The organism is Vibrio sp. CK2-1 (assembly GCF_021726515.1).
In the GTDB taxonomy this organism is placed as follows: domain Bacteria; phylum Pseudomonadota; class Gammaproteobacteria; order Enterobacterales; family Vibrionaceae; genus Vibrio.
This window is the reverse complement of the sequence record NZ_JAKKCJ010000002.1, coordinates 362,511-380,269: the sequence shown is the minus strand read 5'-3', so window position 1 is coordinate 380,269 and position 17,759 is coordinate 362,511. Positions and strand designations below refer to the sequence as shown.

Sequence of the window (17,759 nt, the reverse complement as noted above, 5' to 3'; positions counted from 1 at the left end):
ATCGTCATTCCAAAAGTGAGGGGTGAGCTGTTTGGAATCTCCTATAATGGTTGGAGATCCTGAACTGCGCTCCTACGTCGCTTTTCAGGATGACGGCTTTTCCCTAGCAACGAGGAACTCGTAACTAGGAACCGCTCTTTCATCTTTTCCTAGCCACGAGAAACGAGCACTCGAGAATCGCTTGTCTATTCCCCCGCAACCTTCATCGAATCAATCAAAATCGACCCTGTCTGAATTTGCGAACGGGTTTCTACATCCGTGCCGACTGCTGAGATATTGTTAAACATATCTTTCAAGTTACCAGCAATGGTGATTTCTGAAACTGGATATTGGATTACGCCATTTTCTACCCAGAAACCTGCGGCGCCACGTGAGTAGTCACCGGTGACCATATTAACGCCTTGTCCCATTAATTCGGTCACGATAAGCCCAGTGCCCATGTCTTTGACCAGTTGACCAAAGTCTTGTCCGGTTGATTCAACAAACCAGTTATGGATACCGCCAGCATGGCCGGTTGGAGTCATACCCATCTTACGTGCGGCATAGCTAGTTAATAGGTAGGTAGATAACACACCATCACTAATGATTTGTGCATCTTTGGTGTAGACGCCTTCACTATCAAATGCGCCCGATGCTAAACCGCGAAGTACATGTGGTTTTTCAGCGACATTAAACCAACTCGGTAAAATTTGGGTATCTAAACGGTCAAGTAAGAAAGAGGATTTACGGTAAAGATTACCACCGCTGATCGCCATCACTAGGTGGCCGAGTAAACCGGTTGCTACATCAGCTTGGAAGAGAATAGGAAACTGCCCTGTTTTCACTTGGCGTGCATCTAATCGGTCGATGGTTTTCTTAGCAGCTTGCAAACCTACACTTTCTGGCGTCCATAGATCATCTTTATGACGAGCAATGGTATAGCTGTAATCACGCTCCATTTCACCGGTTTTACCTGCACCAATCACGCTACAGCTTAAGCTATGACGGCTCGATGCATTGCTCACTAGCAAGCCATGACTGTTGCCGTACACTTTAATACCGTAATGGCTATCGTAACTCGCGCCATCACTTTGCTTAATTTTATCGCTATATTCTAATGCGGCTTGCTCAGCGCGAATGGCCATTTCAGAGGCATAGTCAGGGTTTGGTTCATCAGGGTGGAACAGATCCAAATCAGGGATCTCTTTAACCATTAATTCTTTTGGTGCTGGTCCTGCGTAAGGATCAGGAGAAGTAAACTTAGCAATATCTAACGCAGCGGCTACGGCTTTTTGAATCGCATGGTCACTCAAATCAGAGGTTGAAGCGCTGCCTTTACACTGACCACGGTAAACGGTAATGCCTAATGCACCGTCACTATTAAACTCAACATTTTCAACTTCACAAGCGTGAGTCGTGACGCTAATACCAGTGGTTTTTGTGATCGCAACTTCGACCGCATCGGCGCTGACTTTCGCAGTCTCCAACGCTTTTGCGACGGCGGCTTCCAATTCAATTTTTTGCTGTGCGATTTGCTGTTTTGCGTCCATATCCACTCTTATCTAATTTATTTCACTATTATTACCTCTAGGATAACAAGAATTTCGCTTTCTCCCCATAATTCTTGCTAAAATAGCCCAATAAGATTCTCATATTAAGAGTAAGTAGAGATTATGGCTCGTAAAAACCAAAAAGCACCTTGGGAAGAAGAAGAGGAAATCATCTGGGTAAGTAAAACCGAGATGAAAGAAGATATGGAAGCCCTACAAAAATTGGGCGAAGAGTTAGTCGGTTTGAAACCGTCTTCCTTAGAAAAATTTCCATTAGGTGATGACCTACGCGAAGCGATCGCTAATGCGCAACGTTTTAAAAACGAAGCCAAGCGCCGTCAACTGCAATACATTGGTAAGCTAATGCGCCAAATCGATCCAGAGCCGATTCAAGCGGAACTCGATCGCCTACGCAATAAGCACTCGCAAGCCACCGCTGAACTGCACAAGCTAGAAGAAATGCGTGATCGTATCATTACTGAAATCGATCCTGCGATTGAAGAAGTTATGGACCAACACCCAGAAGCGGATCGTCAACGCTTACGTCAACTAGCACGCCAAGCGCAAAAAGAAAAAGGCGGCAATAAGCCACCGAAAGCGTCGAGAGAGATTTTTCAGATCTTGAAAGCGTTAAAAGAACTATAGAGAACGGTGCTCGTTGCTCGGGCGTTTCACTTCTCGTTACTCGAAAAAGACAAAAAGCAGTACTGAAACCTCAGACTGCTTTTTTTGATCTTGCTTCAGTATGCCCGAGACTGCGCGATCTTTTACACGCTACTCGCAACACGTCACCCGCAACCACCCCTTAACTAACGCAGTATCCTAGTATCTCGATAAATCCAAAGCGCCGTTCGAGCAACGAGAAGCGTAGCGCTCTAGTCACGAGTCACGTTCTTCTATTGCGTCCCACCAACCGTAATCGAATCTAACTTCAAGCTCGGCTGACCAACGCCTACCGGCACACTTTGACCGGCTTTACCACACACTCCCACGCCTTTATCAATCGACAGATCATTACCTACCATTGAAACTTGCTGCATCGCTTCAATACCTGAGCCAACTAGTGTCGCACCTTTAACTGGTCGGGTAATTTTACCATCTTCAATTAAGTAAGCTTCTGAGGCGGAGAAGACAAACTTGCCAGAAGTGATATCGACTTGGCCACCACCAAAGTTAGGTGCATAAAGCCCTTTCTTGATCGTTGAAATGATTTCTTCTGGAGTATGCTCACCTGGCAACATGTAGGTATTAGTCATACGCGGCATAGGTAAATGAGCATAAGATTCACGACGTCCGTTACCAGTTGGAGCGACGCCCATTAAACCTGCATTATGCTTATCTTGCATGTAGCCTTTTAATACGCCATTTTCAATCAGAGTATTGTATTGACCTTCAACACCTTCATCATCGATATTCAATGAACCACGTAGATCTTTTAAAGTGCCATCATCGACGATAGTACATAAGTCTGAGGTAACTTTTTGACCTAGCTTGCCTGAGAATACTGATGACTCTTTACGGTTAAAATCACCTTCTAGACCATGACCTACCGCTTCGTGTAGGAGTACGCCCGGCCAACCTGAACCTAACACCACAGGCATAGTACCGGCTGGCGCTTCATCGGCTTCTAAGTTAACCAATGCTTGGCGAATTGCTTCATCGGCAAAGTGAATCGCTTGAGTTTTACCATCTTCCATTGTTTGCATGAAAGCTTGATAGCCATAACGACCACCGCCGCCCGCACTACCACGTTCACGACGTTCACCACGTTGGGCTAATACCGAAATAGATAAACGAACTAATGGACGAACATCACCTGCATAAGTGCCATCGGTTGCTGCAACCAACACTTGCTCATACACGCCACTAATGCTCACCGACACTTCTTGAATTAACGGCTCTTTGCTACGAATGTAGGCATCAATTTGTTTTAACAGCTCAATTTTCTGCTGCTTATCTAGGCTTTCTAGTGGATTAATCGCTTGATAGGTTTGTGGCGTTACGCTGCGAGTAAAGGCTTTGACTTGGGCATTTTGGCCTTGTTGAGCAATACCACGCGCTGCAATCGCACTTTGTTGTAAGCCATTAATATCAATTTGATCAGAATAAGCAAAGCCAGTTTTCTCACCGGCAATCGCTCGGATACCGACACCACGGTCAATGTTAAACGAGCCATCTTTAATGATGCTGTCTTCTAATACTAATGACTCATGCCAGCTAGACTGAAAGTAAATATCCGCATAATCAATATGGCGAGTGGCAATGCTCGCTAATGTTTTTTGAATATCGCTATCGGTTAATCCCGACGGCGCTAATAATTCGCTTTCTACCTTAGTAAGTGTCATAGGTACTCTATTGTTTGGGTTTTAATTGACAGACAAATCGAGCGTGTTGCATCACGGGCATGCGTTGTCGAATGTCTTGGTTGATCTTGGTATCAATGGTAACGGTTATATAGCCTGCTGTCTCGGGTAAACATTCAACTATCTGCCCCCACGGATTAATCACCATCGAGTGGCCCCACGTTTGGCGACCACAAGGATGAGTGCCAGTTTGCCCGACGGCGACAATCCAACATTGGGTTTCAATGGCGCGCGCTCGTAATAAAGGCTCCCAATGAGCGTTACCGGTGACATAAGTGAAGGCAGCAGGAACGACAATCACATCGGCACCGTCTCTCCTTAGTTGCTGAAATAATTCAGGAAAGCGCAGATCGTAGCAAATGGAAAGGCCTATGTTAGCAAAAGGAGTTTGCGTAACAACCACGCGCTCACCAGCCAGAAAGGTTTCTGATTCACGATAACGTTGATGACCATCACTGACATCCACATCAAACATGTGTAGCTTATCGTAATCCGCTTGTAGTTCGCCCTCAGAGGAAAACACCAGACAAGTGGTTTTGACATCATCACCGACCCGAACAGGAAAAGAGCCGACCACCAGCCAAACGCCATAATCACTGGCCAATTTCGCTAGAGCCGATTGTAACGGCCCTGTAGCTAAAATTTCTGCGTGTTGATGGTAGTCTTCTCGGTGACCAAAGATAATCGAATTTTCTGGCAAGACGACCCAATCTACTTTTTGGTCTTGCATCGCTTGTAGCTGCTGTTCAACAAACGCCAAATTATCTTGAGGATCTGGCCCCGAGGTCATTTGAATTAGCGCGACTTTAGACATATTCACACTCCTTGTGAAATCTAGTTCTACCAGACTATTTAGACGATTTATCCAACTGGTACTCACCACGACTACGCGAAATTTCTTTTACTTCCGGTGCGTCCAATGGACCTTTCACCGAGTATTGAACCTTAGTAAATACATCCACAACGGGTGACAGCACTTTAGTAATCGCAAAAATTGCCACCGCCGTTTGAGGCGCAACCGCAAAAGCCGCCACCAAAGGTACGCTCGAGGTTAAGTCTGGAATAAAGGTTACTTCCGCATCCACTAAACGAGTATTCAGATCCGCTTGCCCTTTTAGCATTAAGTCCCCAGCAGAACCATCCATTTCAAGATCGTTAGTGACAAAGATCCCGCGCTTAATATCACCACTACCTTTGATGGAATCAAACGTCATACCGTCATCAAACACGCCAGTAAAATCTAGCTGCATCTTACGAACGATTGAATCTAAGCTGAACAGGCCTAATAAACGAGCTGCACCATTAACATCGGTGATCACGCCATCTTTAAACTCAGTTTTTAAATGACCATTTAATGTATCGGTTTTTATCGACCAAGGCGCGCCATCCCAATTTGAAGCCATTGAAAGATCAAAGGACGCTTTTTGAATGCCAGAGTTAATCCCAAAGCGAGCCATCACCTCAGAGTTATTCTTACCGGTTAAGCTCAACTCAAAATTAGAATGACTCTTCTCACCAGATAATTCCCACCAGCCTTTTGCCTGTAAGTGGTTTGAACCGGTTTTAAAGTCCAAGTTTTTCCAGACTAGCTTACCTTTATCACGCTGCAACTGCATATCAACCGTACCAACCTTATAACCTTGCAGCCATAAGTCGCCAATTTTCAGTGATAGGTTCGGCATATATTGATGGAACTGACGATCAAATTCGCTGATCAAAGGTTCATCTTCGGCTTTACCGGAAATCAGTTGAGCATCTTGAGTGTCTTGTTTGTTATCCCATTCAGGAACAAAAATATGCACTGATTTTAGATCTAGGCTTAAATCCTTTTTATTGCGGTAATGACCACTACCGACAATTTCACTACTCGATAAATTGAGCTGCCAATCTTGCGGCTTATGGATCGCATCTAGCTTCACCTGATGCCAATCTAAATCGCCCAGCACCAAAGTTTTGGTATTAATATTAATTACTTCTGGTACAGGTATCGCTGGCATATCAATGCTTGCAGCTGAACTCTTAGCGGAATGCTTAGTAACAAGTGGATCTGCATCGGCCGGTTTAATATTTAACGCATGGTCTTTATCCATGGCAAAATCAAACCATTCGTCAGCATTAAATTTATTGGTATTGATCGACAAATAATGGCCGCCAATCGGACTAACCTTAAACTCTCCGCGCCCGACAATTATATTGGTGGCACTTAACACGGGCGTTTTAGGGCGAATATCAATATCAGCCTGATACTTCACATTAGGGAGCGTGATTCTCGCATTCACTGTTTCTTGGTTACCGGCAGCTTGCAGGCGGCCTTGGCCTTTAATGCCTAGAGCTTTACCTAGTGGTGCTGGGTATTGACTGGTTAAAAACTCTAAATCTGCATTGCCATCAACTTGATAAGTAAAGCCAATATCATTTAAGTGCAAATCAACGCCTAAATTCCACGGCGCATTCCCCGCTAAAGGCTTCAACCACGTCGAATCCACTTGTTTTTTCAACTCAGGAATATCGGTGTCACCTATCACATCAATTTTCACCGCATAGCCCTGACCTTGGGTATGACTATTAAAATCCAATGCAATAGGTTGATTTAGCAAGTTAGCTTTTAAGCCAGAGCCTGTCACAACATCATTTTTAAACTCAATTTTTCCGTTTGCTTTTTCAAGTTGAATCGACGGAGTTTGTACCGCAATCGGGTTCTCTTTTAATTGCGCAAAACCACTGACATCCGGGTCACTACCATCAAATGGAATGTTTAAACTAAACTCAGCATCGACTGGCCCTGAAACTTGCACCGCCGTTAGAGCTGCACCAACCGAATCCACCAGCGGGGTTGAGGTCATATAGTCTCGAACCGCTTCGCCATCCGCTTGTGCTTTAGCATTGATTTCAATATGTCCATCTGGAGCTAAATTAGGAATAACACCATCAATATGGCTTGCGTGTACATCCATCAATGTCGCGGAATCAGAGCTTAAATACATGCTGGCATTTTCAAACAACAAATCGAGTTGTAAGTCAGTAATTGCCGGCCATGCAGTATCAAAGCTGAAACGTGCATTTTGTAGCGGTACTTTCGCTTGGAAAATCCCTTTATGGTTGAGATAAGGGAAATCGTTTAGCGAGCCATACCAAAGAATTTGAGCCGTTTTTGCAGTCCCGCCTTGAATCGCAGTAGAAAGGTAATCGGTCAGATCACGACCCAGCGCTAAAGTTGGTAGATAGCGCCATGTCTCGCCAGCTTTTTTAGCGTCAGCTTCAACATACAAAGATAAAAATGGCGATTGATCATCAGGAAAATCTAATTCAAATTCACCAATTGCCGATAAGTCTGAATTCGAGACTTCAATTTTATCAGCCCAAAGCTTCCAACCAGTTTGATACTTTTGCCATACCAGATTGATCTTACTTTGCTCGATATTAAGAGGTGCTTGGAACACATCGCCATAAGGCACCACATCATCTTGCAGTGTCGCCTTTATTGAAGCGTTATTCGCATCGCCCGTCACGGTCGCGGAAAGTTTATTAATGCCTGGTAGTAGATCCCACTGCTTCATCGCCACTTTGTTTAGTGAAGCGGAATAGGTCAGCTTGTCTGTTTGCTTAGGAATATTGACGCGAATATCTTCAATCGAACCGGCGGGTTGTAATTTATCCAGCCATTCCATTGAGCCATTTTGGCTTTTCAACACACCCAGCAAAGGGGTTAAGTTTTCAATGTCTAAACGAGATAAATTCAGCGCTTGATGATCTGGTTGCCAGTCTAAGGCAAATTGAAATTGCGGCCACTTGCCATCATTGGTCTTAATTAAAAAGTTAGAACCTAAGATCTTCCAACCGTCAGCGCTCGGTTTAAGATTCACAACACCATGATCAATATCGAGTTGATGTTGATTCTCTTCACTACCCCAAATGAGATGAGAAGGCTTCAACTCAACTAACGCATCGGTTGGTTCACCTTGTTTTAGGGTTAACCATGAATTTAAGCTGACTCGACCAGAATCGATGGTGGTCGACTCTTTAACATACTGAGGCATCCATGGAGTCACACGGATATTTTCGGCTGAGACAAAAAATTGCCCATCGAGATAACGTAAGTTCCCTTGCTCACTAAAGTTAGCGATCACAGAAACCTTGTTTAGGTTGGCACCAGCAATACTTACCACACCTTCAGCTCGATGTTGATTCTCGTTATTTTCCCAGCGCAAACGCTCGATATCGACTAAACGAATTTCACCATTAAGCGCTAAGTACTGAATACTAGAATCAACTAAAGAAAATTCACCGAGTTGGCGTAAGAATAAGTTTTGTACGTTTTTCAGAGATTTATCTGAAGCATCAGATTGTGGGGTTGGTTTTTGATTTTTCTCAGGAATTAAAGGCCAACGGCTAAGATCAGCACGCAGTCCTTCAATTTTGATATCCGCTAATTTAGGTTGAAGATGAATTAAGGATTGGATCAAATCGATTTCGGCATTAGCGCGATCAACGGTGACAATTGGGATTTGCTCACCCGGCAAAAAGACTTGTACATGTTTCAGTGCTAATGCTGGCGTAATATTTCCCCAGTAACCGCGAATCGATTCAAATTGAACCTCAACACCTGTGGATTTCAATACTTGAGCTTCAATCTCATCACGATAGCGATCAAGACTAGGAAGAAACAGACGCAGCAAAGTAACGCTAACCGCCCATACCACCGCTATCGTTAATATTGTCCATAATAAAGTCCGCCACAGGCGCTTAGGCAAGGTCACTCTTTTCTCCGCTACATCATTACAACGTCAAACTGCTCTTGAATATACAAAGGCTCAGCATGAATTTTAACTTCTTTTCCAATAAATACTTCGAGCTCACCGAGTGCATGTGACTCTTCACCTTGCAAGGCTTCCGCAACCGCAACCGCAGCATACACCACAAATTTGTCTGCATCATAAGCACGGTTAACTCGAGTCACTTCTCGCAGAATTTCATAGCAGACGGTTTCAACGGTTTTCACCGAACCGCGACCTTTACAAGTAGGACAACCAGAACATAGAACATGTTCAATACTTTCTCGGGTACGCTTGCGGGTCATTTCAACCAAACCAAGCTGAGTAAAGCCATTAATATTGGTTTTCACTCGGTCTTTCGATAATGCCAGTTCTAGTGATTGAATGACGCGACGGCGATGTTCATCTTCAAGCATATCGATAAAGTCGATAATAATAATACCGCCAAGGTTACGTAGACGAAGCTGACGAGCAATCGCCTGAGTCGCTTCAATGTTGGTATTGAAGATGGTTTCTTCTAGGTTGCGTCGACCGACAAAGGCTCCGGTATTAATATCCACCGTCGTCATCGCTTCCGTCTGATCGATAATCAAGTAGCCACCCGATTTCAATTCCACTTTACGATCTAATGAACGTTGGACTTCATTCTCGGTGTCATACATGTCAAAAATCGGTTTATCACCATGATACAGCTCTAGCTTGTCGGTTAAGTTAGGCACAAACTCGGCGGTAAACTCCAACAGCGTATCATAGGCTAAACGTGAGTCGACCTGAATACGGCTGATCTCTGTGCCTACAAAATCACGTAAAATACGCTGCGCTAAACCGATCTCACCATACAGCATCGATTTGGTTTTATATTTACTGCGACGCTCGTTGATCTTATTCCACAAACGTTTTAGAAAAGCGGCATCTTGCGCTAACTCTTCACTATCTGCCCCTTCTGCAGCAGTTCGGATAATAAAGCCACCATTCTCATCACAATAAGGCAATACGGTTTGTTTTAGGCGGTTACGCTCTGCTTCGTCATCAATACGTTGTGATACGCCAACATGAGCGGCTCCTGGCATAAAGACTAAGTAACGCGAAGGTAAGGTAATATCAGTGGTTAAACGCGCGCCTTTGGTACCTAGTGGGTCTTTGACCACCTGCACCACCAAGTCTTGGCCTTGACGAACCAATTCAGCAATATCTCTTACTTGGAATTGCTTCTTTTCATTTTCTGCTACACATTCGGTGTGAGGAACAATATCTGAGGCGTGTAAAAAGGCCGCTTTATCTAAACCAATATCCACGAAAGCCGCTTGCATACCTGGCAATACTCGACTGACTTTGCCTTTATAAATATTGCCGACAATACCGCGGCGTGATTCGCGTTCAATGTGGACTTCTTGCAATAGTCCACCTTCGATCATCGCGACTCGGGTTTCACTAGGGGTGACGTTGATCAGTAATTCTGCACTCATGATTGTGCCTCATAAATTTTTGGTCGCTAAAAATGAATTAGCTAAGATAAATTCTAAAGATATCGCTTCAATAACTCATCGGTCTCATATAAAGGTAGCCCCATTACAGCATGAAAACTGCCATCAATGCGGGAAACAAAACGGCCACCAATACCTTGAATGCCATAGCCACCTGCTTTATCGCACGGTTCGCCAGTTTGCCAATAAGTTTCAATTTCTTGTTCAGTTAAAGACTTAAACCATACATCAGTTATCACAACTTTAGTGTGATGATCAGTAGAAGTTGCGACAGTCACAGAAGTCATGACTTGATGTTGTCGATTGGATAACGCCTGCAACATGCGTAGACAGTCAGCATAATCGTTTGGTTTTTCGAGAACGTGATCATCGACAACCACGATGGTATCAGCCCCTAAAACAGGAAGTGCTGATGCTTCTGCCATTGATGAAATCAGTTTAACACCCGCTTGGGCTTTTTCACGAGAAAGGCGTTTTACATAATCGACGGGAGATTCGCTAGGCTGTTTTTGTTCTTCAATATTAGGCACCACAATATTGAATTGGTAACCAAGTTGAGTGAGAAGTTCTTTGCGTCGCGGAGAGCCTGAAGCCAGGTAAAAATTAAGATGCTGTGAATCAGAAGAATTAGACATGCGGCCTCGCCAGTGAAAGTTATTTGTATCAAAGTTGCAGTGCGAATAGATGTGCAACTAATAGCACTGCAGCTTCAAATCACAATGATATCCTAGCGCATGTGCCAGTGTCGTCTCACTCTTCTTAAAAGTAAGAACATCCACGGCCATAAAATGCAGTTCACTACACCTGACCATAGAAGGTGAGGATTAAAATCAATATCTTTTATTAAAAATTCACCGAAGAACTCTATGAACTCAGCCAATACCGTTAATCCACCAATCACCACACCTTGCTGCCACAATGCCATGTTACGTAATACTTGGAAGTTTAATGCAACAAGGTATGCAGTAATCGACATGACGATACCGTGAACACCTAACGTGGTACCGATCACCAAATCCCAAAGTAAGCCTAAGATTAATGCGGTTCCTACATTCACACGATGTGGTAAAGCTAATATCCAGTAGCTAGAAACCAGAATAAGCCAGCTTGGACGCATCATTTCGAGCGGTCCAGGCCAAGGTACAGCTTGCAGAATAAGAGCAATAAAAAAGGAGACCCAAATAATTAACTTGCTTCTAAATAAGTGATTAGTCATTACCAATCGCCTCGTCTTCAGTTAATTCGATGGTTTGAGCTTGCTTTTGACGCTCTTGATCGGGCCACACCAACAATAAATAACGTAGACGATCAAATTCCACTACAGGTTTCGCGACAATTTCAGCAAAAGGAAGGTGGTTATCATTTTTGACGCTTGTGACATAAGCCACCGGATAACCTTCAGGGTAACGACCCGCTAAGCCCGAAGTCACCAGTAAATCACCGGTTTCAATATGAGTACTGGTTGGCACGTTTTCTAATTGAATCGAGTCGATATCGCCACTGCCTGATGCAATCACGCGAATGTCATTACGTAGAACTTGAACCGGAATAGAGCTATTACTATCGGTTAATAACAATACGCGACTGTTATGAGCCGATACATTGATCACTTGGCCGACAATACCTTTTTCGTTAATGACAGGTTGCCCTTCATAAACACCATCGGTACGACCTTTATCTATCACGACTTGATGACGATAAGGTGAGGAATCAACCGCCATCACTTCTGTCACCACTTTACGCTCATCTCTTACATAAGGAGAGCCGAGTAGTTCTCGCAGACGAACATTTTCTTCTTTGTATTGCTCAAGTAGCAACAAGTTACTCCTCAAGCTAAGAACTTCGTTTTTTAAAGCACTGTTGGTTTGCACCAAGGTTTTCATACTATTTAAACGTTCGTACATTCCATCAAACATGCTTCTTGGTAAATTCGCCGCATATTGAATTGGCGCTACCGAACTATTGAGTAGATATCGAACATTTGAAAAAGTATCTAAACGACTATCAGCCAGCATTAAGCCGGCTGATAAGATCAGTGCGAAAAATAAACGCAGTTGTAAAGAAGGGCCGCGGCCAAATATCAATTTCATGCAGTTAAATTGTCATATCTATTCTTATAAATAACTCCCAAAGGAATTATTCTTCACTGAATAGATCACCACCATGCATATCGATCATCTCAAGCGCTTTACCGCCACCAAGAGCGACACAAGTTAATGGCTCATCTGCAACCACAACTGGAATACCCGTTTCTTCGGTTAGTAGACGATCAAGATCTTTCAGTAGTGCACCACCGCCCGTTAGAACCATACCATTTTCAGAGATATCTGAAGCAAGCTCTGGTGGACACTGTTCGAGTGCAACCATTACCGCTGATACGATGCCAGATAAAGGCTCTTGTAATGCTTCTAGAATTTCATTTGAGTTCAATGTAAAGCTACGCGGCACACCTTCAGCAAGGTTACGACCACGAACTTCCATTTCCATCACTTCATCGCCAGGGTAAGCAGAACCGATTTCGTGCTTGATTTTCTCAGCCGTCGATTCACCGATTAAGCTGCCGTAGTTACGACGAACATAGTTAATGATCGCTTCATCAAAACGGTCACCACCGATACGAACAGAAGATGAGTAAACCACACCATTCAAAGAAATTACGGCTACTTCAGTCGTACCACCACCGATATCAACAACCATAGAACCGGTCGGCTCAGAAACGCGAAGGCCAGCACCGATTGCGGCTGCCATTGGTTCATCGATTAAGTACACTTCACGAGCACCAGCACCTAATGCTGACTCACGAATCGCACGGCGTTCAACTTGAGTAGAACCACAAGGTACACATACCAATACACGTGGGCTTGGTTTTAAAACACTATTATCATGCACTTGCTTAATGAAGTGTTGCAGCATTTTTTCTGTTACATAGAAATCAGCAATCACACCGTCTTTCATCGGACGAATAGCCGAAATATTACCCGGCGTACGACCAAGCATTTGCTTAGCTTCATGACCAACGGCAGCGACGCTTTTTGCAGAACCAGTACGATCCTGACGAATAGCAACAACTGAAGGTTCATCAAGAACAATGCCTTGACCTTTAACATAAATAAGGGTGTTGGCTGTACCTAGATCTATTGAAAGATCGTTTGAAAACATACCACGAAGTTTCTTGAACATATTCTTCGTTATCCTAAGAGCGATAGAAGGAAATAAAATTGTGCTAAATGTACCAATGCCTTGCACTGTCGGCAAGCATTAACCGTACACAGAGTAAGAATAGGCGGTATTCTTACATAAAGTTAACTCAAGGTCAGGAAAAAGATGGGATTCGGTTCTCGATGCTCGGGCGTTTCACTGCTCGTGGCTCGGAAAAGATCAAAAGCAAAGAGCGGTTCCTAGTTACGAGTCCCTAGTTTCTAGGAAAGGAAGATTGGTGATCGTTACTCGGTGCTCGGGCGTTGCACTGCTCGTAGCTCGGAAAAGATCAAAAGCAAAGAGCGGTTTCTAGTTACGAGTCCCTAGTTTCTAGGAAAGGAAGATTGGTGATCGTTACTCGGTGCTCGGGCGTTGCACTGCTCGTAGCTCGGAAAAGATCAAAAGCAAAGAGCGGTTTCTAGTTGTTAGTCCCTAGTTTCGAGGAAAAGAATATCGTTACTCGTAGCACTGCTCGTCATTCGAAAAATCAAAAGCGTGGGTCGCGTAACGAGCTACGAGAAACGAAGTGCTCGAGAGACGATCTTCTAGAAACCCGCCCCCCTCTCACTTCCCCGTCAAATTCGACTCTCCACGGAAGATAATTCGATCATTCCCTCGGTAAGCGCCAAAGTTAACGACCGTTGAAGGATCTTCATCGCCTTTATCACGCCAGTTAAATTGTAGCCAAGGTTGATCGATATCTTCTGGGTTCTTCCAGCCATCATTAGTAGCATTCAAAGAATCATCGTCCTCTGGTTCAGAGTTGTTGCCGTAGCCACCAGAGTCATTACCTTGTCTTAAAAATAATCGTACTTGTTCTCTTTGTGCAGGACGTTGCGTAGCTTGAACTCGGCTGGATTTACCATTTTCAACAGTAATAAATGAAGACGATGCTGTGCTTGTCAATTTTGCACCACTGTTCTCAACATTACTCATCACGTAATAAACATCAGTTTTAAACTGGCTGCCGTTATCATCGGTATTGACCACAAAGCTTGATTCATTCCAATATTCTACTCGTAGCGGAACCGATATTGGGCCACTAATCGGGCCACTCACCGCATCGAGGACCATTCGACCATAGCGGAAGTTTGGTTGATGCATAAAGGTTACCCCTAGGTTATCTAACCCAGATGGCGCAGTGAAAGTATCTGTAGATACAAAATCTTCATTGAAATTAACTTGGTCATCATTGGTATAGACACTATTTGATGTATCTACCGCCACACCAAAGGCACTGTTGGCGTTATTATATGGCCCGTCCGGTACACTTAAATATGGCGAGCTATTCAGTAATATTTTTAAAAACATAAAGTCATTACTATCAAACTCATAAGTCGCCTTATCCCAAGTATTATCCGCTTGGTTCGGCCCTTGAGAGATTCGGTTATTTAAAGAATCACCGTCGATTTCATTGCCAAAAACCACTTCTTTTTCTATCGCTTCTACAGCAAAAGCCGCTTGTAGAGTTTCATCAAAATAGCCATAGTTTTCAGTATCACTATCCGTTGCACTTTTCGCTTTGACTCGATAATCCATCGGAATGGGCTGATTCATATAAGCAAAATCATGATGGCCATCGGCATAATCCCAAACATTGTCATTTTCCAATCTAAAATGATGTGGGTAGAAACGACCAATTTCACGGTAACCTAGATTGATGTTCATGCCTAAGTAATCATCGCTGTTAATATCAGCTGTAATATTTAAGCTACCCACTTCTTGCCAAGTTAAATCGGTATAAGTGTAATGATCATCTCCTGAGTTCGATACTGCATCATGCGCACGCTCTAAACTACCACCCTCATCCGCTTGAATTCCTGAACCTAAACGACCTTGTGTTGGTGTTGCCAAGGTACTAGCCATTAACACAGTGGCTGGTTGAGCATTTGATAACAAAAAGTTTTGCGTCACAGTAGCGTTACAGTAACCGCTTACATCAATATCACCGGTTAGTGAGCCGCCATCTTGCCAAACGATAGGTTTCACTTGCAGAGAAAACTTATCTCCAGCAGCGATAAACTTATCACCACCATCAGAGTTGCCGTTAGGTAAATCACTTCCACCGTTCTCATCACAAATCGCAAATGTCCAAGGGCGAACATCAACATTGACGATACCTTGCAAGCTAGTGATACTTTCAGGTGTGCCGTCATCGTTGGTCACTTCACAACCATCATACTCTGGCGGACAAACGAACTCAGGGTCAGTCAAAGTAAAGTTCAGTGAGCCTGACTCGTTATATCTTAGGTAGGCTTGCGATTTGGCATCATCACTAAAGTTAAGCGTGACATCGCTGCTACTATAGCCGCCACTTTGCGTCGCACTCACTTCTAAACCACCATCAACCGCGCCATCACTAGCTGTTGGTTTGGTTAAATTAATTTCGCTAACCGTTAAATCTTTATCACCGTTATAACCTTCTACTACAGTGGCTTCATCATCTTTACAAGCCAGTACTTGCACATCAAACTGAGTGGGATGACCAGCCACCGCTTTTACCGGTTCAGCGGAGAATTTATATGGTCCAAAGAGGACATTGCCCGAATCACTCGCATCGGAATCATCCGTCAACTCTGCATTGACAGTGTATTTTTGTAATGAGGTTGCTTCTACAGGAACCACTACCTTGCCTTGATTGGGCGTATAAACATATTCACTGTTTTGCGTTCCAGTAGTCGGGGCTAATGGCGTTAAGCCTGTTGGATAGTTAGCGGTAATGGTGCCGTCGTAATCGGTAGCTATGCTGTCATCGTCGTTGAGTACTGTGAAGGTAATCTCTGGCGCTTCGCATAGTAAAGCGAATTGATTATCTGGGGTGACGTCTAGGGTGTAAGAGGTGGATGGTTGGGGATCAATACAAGCCCCAAGCCCTACAATTGTATTGTCATTCGGTAAAATAAGATTATTTGTTGTGACAGAACCATAAAAGGTAATAGGGTTATTGAATTGAATGTTCTCCGCTAAAAACATCCCATAATAAAATTTATTGCCTCCTGCAAAATCAACAATAGCATCAGGCCCATAGATCACGAAGTTTTCAGGTAAAGCTAATTGAGTTAACGGAACACTATTACTCAATTGGAACAATGTCTTAATTTTAAATAAAATTTTAGCATCAATAGTAATTGAAGCTGTCGAGACAGATAAATGGAATATATCGAAGGTATATGTGCCATCTTCGTCAAATACCACATCCACATTACCGGTAGTAACATTGAACTCTTTAATTTTAATCCCGTATTCACTATCTGGGGTAGTTGGGTTAAATTTCAGCTCAACTCTTGAGTTACCTGACGCTCCATTTATTTGTAAGTTATTAATATCCGAAAGTATTTCAATCGTTCGAACATCACCATTAATCGTACTTTTACAGTATGGGCTTGAGCCATCTACTGGACATTCACTATCAAAGTTCCACGGACCGATAATTAACGATTTTGTTGATGTAAACTGAGGAGAAATAGGATCTGGGGTCTCCACTTTGGGTGGTACAGGTTGTTCTCCAGATGCTATGCGGCACTCTCGACCATTACAACTGCCATAATAATTCCATTCATCATATCCAGAATCAAATTGATCTGTTAGGTAGAAAGTCTTCGCATCTTCATACGTTACATCTAACCTGCCACTAGCTTCACTACCACTTGCTTGATAAGAAACATTAGCCCTAGATGCCGTTAATTGATCAAATGGTATGGAAAGTAATTTTTGTTCGCCACTTCCACCAAAAATAAAACTACTTTCATACTGGCTCGTATAAGCTCTCGTCCAACCACCTAAATGATAATTTGTCTCTGCATTGTTTTGATTAGAGCCGAAGAAAGCTCCACTACCACTTTTCCAACTTTGTGCAGGTTCATTAAAATAAGTACAAATATCAACATCAGGCTTAGGCTCTGGTGGTGTCACCTCACCACTATCACAATTTAAATCATCTTCACTCGCGTGATCCGCAACAAAAAAAGATTGACCATTATCAAGGACTACGGAGCGAGTTTCCCCTTCACTCCAATACTCATCGGATTCCTGCTTATGATAATAAGTTATGGTGCTAGCAGAAGAATCATAAAAAAACTTTATTTGATAACTAAGCCCATCAACAAAGCTAGATTCATAGATAACAGGTGAATCCCCATCTACCGTCGACTTATTCGACCAAATTAAAACAGGATCTTTATTACCTTGTTTTTGATAATAAACGGTATAAGTCTGAGCAGAATTATAATTAGGCACTTTAATGGTGATATCAAAATTCTCATTTCCTTTAACGGAACACTCTGCCGCCCACACAGAAACAGGCAACAGCAGCAAAACCATCAATACTAATTTAGTTAAATAACGCATCCATTCCTACCTAGTACCTCCCACAAACCATCACCATAATTTTTGGCGCTTGGGAAAATATTAAAA

The 17,759-nt window shown here is 43.3% G+C and carries 11 protein-coding genes; 1 reads left to right on the top strand and 10 read right to left on the bottom strand.

Annotated features, from left to right (window positions below; genetic code table 11):
• Positions 1–185: 185 nt before the first annotated feature.
• Positions 186–1,529 (bottom strand): metalloprotease PmbA, encoded by a 1,344-nt coding sequence (gene pmbA, locus L3V25_RS06555; RefSeq protein WP_237294641.1) that lies wholly within the window; start codon positions 1,527–1,529, stop codon positions 186–188.
• Positions 1,530–1,652: 123 nt separating this feature from the next.
• Here pmbA and yjgA point away from each other — a divergent pair, with 123 nt between their 5' ends.
• Complete coding sequence (yjgA, locus tag L3V25_RS06550; protein ID WP_237294640.1) at positions 1,653–2,174, top strand: ribosome biogenesis factor YjgA; 522 nt, start codon at positions 1,653–1,655, stop codon at positions 2,172–2,174.
• A 251-nt stretch (positions 2,175–2,425) separates the two neighbouring features.
• Here the strand turns inward: yjgA and tldD are convergent, their stop codons facing one another.
• The 9 genes from tldD to L3V25_RS06505 form a co-directional block, all read right to left on the bottom strand.
• The gene (tldD, locus tag L3V25_RS06545) at positions 2,426–3,874 is read right to left on the bottom strand and encodes a metalloprotease TldD (protein WP_192999968.1); all 1,449 of its coding nucleotides are present in this window, start codon (positions 3,872–3,874) and stop codon (positions 2,426–2,428) included.
• Between the two features lie 7 nt (positions 3,875–3,881).
• Complete coding sequence (locus tag L3V25_RS06540) at positions 3,882–4,706, bottom strand: carbon-nitrogen hydrolase family protein (RefSeq protein WP_237294639.1); 825 nt, start codon at positions 4,704–4,706, stop codon at positions 3,882–3,884.
• A 34-nt stretch (positions 4,707–4,740) separates the two neighbouring features.
• Positions 4,741–8,649 carry a YhdP family protein gene (locus tag L3V25_RS06535; RefSeq protein WP_237294638.1) on the bottom strand — a complete coding sequence of 1,303 codons (3,909 nt, stop codon included), beginning with the start codon at positions 8,647–8,649 and terminating at the stop codon, positions 4,741–4,743.
• 11 nt (positions 8,650–8,660) lie between these two features.
• Entirely contained in the window at positions 8,661–10,130 is a 1,470-nt protein-coding gene (gene rng, locus L3V25_RS06530; protein ID WP_237294637.1) for a ribonuclease G, read from the bottom strand.
• A 53-nt stretch (positions 10,131–10,183) separates the two neighbouring features.
• Positions 10,184–10,783 (bottom strand): Maf family protein, encoded by a 600-nt coding sequence (locus tag L3V25_RS06525; RefSeq protein WP_237294636.1) that lies wholly within the window; start codon positions 10,781–10,783, stop codon positions 10,184–10,186.
• Positions 10,784–10,875: 92 nt separating this feature from the next.
• A complete protein-coding gene (gene mreD, locus L3V25_RS06520; protein WP_237294635.1) occupies positions 10,876–11,364 on the bottom strand; it encodes a rod shape-determining protein MreD in 489 nt (162 codons plus the stop codon).
• The gene (gene mreC, locus L3V25_RS06515) at positions 11,357–12,238 is read right to left on the bottom strand and encodes a rod shape-determining protein MreC (protein WP_237294634.1); all 882 of its coding nucleotides are present in this window, start codon (positions 12,236–12,238) and stop codon (positions 11,357–11,359) included. The genes mreD and mreC overlap by 8 nt, the downstream gene beginning before the upstream one ends.
• A 46-nt stretch (positions 12,239–12,284) precedes the next feature.
• Complete coding sequence (locus tag L3V25_RS06510) at positions 12,285–13,328, bottom strand: rod shape-determining protein (protein ID WP_089122281.1); 1,044 nt, start codon at positions 13,326–13,328, stop codon at positions 12,285–12,287.
• Positions 13,329–13,910: 582 nt separating this feature from the next.
• Complete coding sequence (locus tag L3V25_RS06505) at positions 13,911–17,693, bottom strand: DUF6701 domain-containing protein (RefSeq protein ID WP_237294633.1); 3,783 nt, start codon at positions 17,691–17,693, stop codon at positions 13,911–13,913.
• Between the last annotated feature and the right edge of the window lie 66 nt (positions 17,694–17,759).